Origin of the sequence: Streptomyces sp. WAC05292 (assembly GCF_003949955.1) — a bacterium.
Lineage (GTDB): Bacteria > Actinomycetota > Actinomycetes > Streptomycetales > Streptomycetaceae > Streptomyces > Streptomyces globosus.
Genome location: NZ_RPSE01000622.1, coordinates 1 through 2309, shown reverse-complemented (window position 1 = coordinate 2309; position 2309 = coordinate 1). Strand labels below are relative to the sequence as shown.

Here is a 2309-nt window from a genome sequence, read left to right as displayed (position 1 = left end):
CCGGTACACCGCTTCCGCTTCCACACCGCCTGGGACCTCGACGCCCCGCCCGACCGCGTCTACGCCGTCCTCGCCCGCGCCGAGGACTACCCCCGCTGGTGGCCCCAGGTCCGCCGGGCCGAACGCACCGGAGGGCACACCGGCACCGCGTACATCCGCTCCGCGCTGCCGTACACGCTCCGCGTCACCACCGCCGAACTCCTGAGCGACCCCCGCGGCGGCATCCTCGAAGCGGCCCTCGGCGGCGACATGGAGGGCTGGGCCCGCTGGACCGTCCGCCCCCGCCGCGGCCCCCGCGGCACCACCGGCACGCGGGCCCTGTACGAGCAGGAGGTCGAGGTCCGCCGCCCGCTGCTGCGCCGGCTCTCCGGGCCCGCCCGGCCCCTGCTGCACCTCAACCACGCCCTGATGATGCGCGCCGGACGGCGCGGCCTCGCCCGCCTCCTGGCCGGCCCGCCGGAAGCGGTTTGAACCCGGGCCCGTGCCTCTTGTATTGTTCAGTGCGTTCCCGGGCGATTAGCTCAGCGGGAGAGCACTTCGTTCACACCGAAGGGGTCACTGGTTCGATCCCAGTATCGCCCACCGCCGGGACAGGCCGGTCCGTCAGACGACGGGCCGGCCTTCCGCGTTCCCCGACCCCGGCGGCGGCAACGGCCCCGCCGCTCCGCGGGCTTCACGCCGCCGTCGACACCTCCGGCCGCAGCGGCCAGTGCGGGTCCACCACCTCCGGCGTCCCCTGCCGCTGGAACCACGCCTGCAGCCCGCGCGCCTGCGCCGCGTACCAGACCGCCTGAAGCGTGTGCAGCTCCGCCGGACTCAGCCGCTCCAGCCGGCCCGCGAACCGCCGGCCCACCGCCCGCACCACCTCCAGCGACGCCAGCGCGTCCGCCGCCGCGTCGTGCGCCCCCTCCAGCTCTATCCCGTAGTGCGCGCACAGGTCCGCCAGCGTCCGCCGCCCCTTGCGGTACCGGTCCAGGTGCTTGTCCAGCACCCGCGGGTCCAGCACCGTCAGCGGCCGGTTGTCCAGGTACCGCGCCAGCGACGACGCCCGGTGCCGCCGCAACTCCCGGTCCAGCAGCGTCAGGTCGAACGGCGCGTTCATCACCACCACCGGCCTGCCCGCCAGCTGCTGCTCCGCCAGCGCCCGGGCTATCTCCTCCATCACCGGCGCCGGCCACCGCCCGTGGTGCTGGAGGTGGTCGTCCGTCAGACCGTGCACCTCCGTCGCCTCCCGCGGCACCGGGATGCCGGGATTGACCAGCCAGCGGGTCTGGCGGACCCGGCCGCCCGCACACTCCTGCACGACGAGAGCGGCGGACACGATCCGGTCCCGCTCCACGTCCACTCCGGTCGTCTCCGTGTCGAATGCGGCCAGCGGCCCCTCGTACCAGCGCGTCATGGCGAACTCCTCGTTCCCGATCGGCGGATGGGGCGCACCGCGCCGCCGCCCCCCTCGCCCGATTCCGTGATACCCGGCCCGTTTGCGCCGTACGCCGTTTGCGGCCGGTCCGGTACGGAGACAACTTCCCCGGGGGGCCGCACACATGAACGGCCGTCACCCCGACCGCAACCACCCGGCATTGCCCGCGAGGCAGGGGGAGCCGGCCATGGCACTCACCCGACCCGAACCGGGCGGGGTGCTGCCGGGGCAGACGGGCGCGCAGGACACCGCGCCCCCGGCCCCGCTGCGCGGCACGCTCGCCACCACCGCCTGCATGGAGACCCTCCAGGTGGGATACCTGCACGCCGTCGCGGCCGCCGCCGGCTGCTCGCTCTCCCAGCCGTTCCCCGACAACGGCATCGACTGGCAGGTCAACCACGGAGCGCCCGAGCACACCGTCGACGACGAAGTGACCATCAAGGTCCAGCTGAAGGCCACCTACCAGGTCGCGCCCGCCCCGCCCGGGCCCACCTTCGGCTTCACCCTCGACAACGAACACCTCGTCAAACTCGCCCGCACCCCCGTCGCCGTCCACAAGATCCTCGTCGTGATGCTCGTCCCGCGCGAGCGCGACCAGTGGCTCGCCGCCGGGCACGACCGCCTCGACCTGCGCCACTGCTGCTACTGGACCAACCTCGCCGGGCACCCCGTGACCGGCCGCCGGCGCACCACCGTCCGGATCCCCACCACGCGGATCTTCGACGACCGGGCCCTGTGCGAGATCATGACCCGGGTCGGGTCGGGAGGGACACCCTGATGCACCGCAACCCGCCGGACCGCGACCGCCGCCAACCGCCACCGCCGCTGCCGGGGCCGCCGCCCGCGTACGCCGCCCGCCCGGCCCGCCCCGGCGTCCCCGGCCCCGGCG

General features: G+C 74.9%; 3 protein-coding genes and 1 tRNA gene. 3 read left to right on the top strand and 1 reads right to left on the bottom strand.

Features of this window, described 5'->3' with window-relative positions:
- Both EF903_RS31760 and EF903_RS31755 read left to right on the top strand, forming a co-directional pair.
- A partial coding sequence (locus tag EF903_RS31760; protein WP_125548423.1) for an SRPBCC family protein occupies positions 1–471 on the top strand: 471 nt, incomplete at its 5' end.
- A 39-nt stretch (positions 472–510) separates the two neighbouring features.
- Positions 511–582, top strand: a tRNA-Val gene (locus EF903_RS31755).
- A gap of 91 nt (positions 583–673) precedes the next feature.
- Here the strand turns inward: EF903_RS31755 and EF903_RS31750 are convergent.
- A complete protein-coding gene (locus tag EF903_RS31750; protein WP_125548422.1) occupies positions 674–1399 on the bottom strand; it encodes a 3'-5' exonuclease in 726 nt (241 codons plus the stop codon).
- A 208-nt stretch (positions 1400–1607) separates the two neighbouring features.
- Between EF903_RS31750 and EF903_RS31745 the strand changes: the two genes are divergently transcribed.
- Positions 1608–2198: a DUF4365 domain-containing protein gene (locus EF903_RS31745; protein WP_125548421.1), complete on the top strand. Its 591-nt coding sequence runs from the start codon at positions 1608–1610 to the stop codon at positions 2196–2198.
- Positions 2199–2309: the final 111 nt, after the last annotated feature.

Coding starts and splice junctions, on each gene's coding strand:
- EF903_RS31750 (WP_125548422.1), bottom strand. CDS start 1,399: ATGACGCGCTGGTACGAGGGGCCGCTGGCCGCATTCGACACGGAGACG.
- EF903_RS31745 (WP_125548421.1), top strand. CDS start 1,608: ATGGCACTCACCCGACCCGAACCGGGCGGGGTGCTGCCGGGGCAGACG.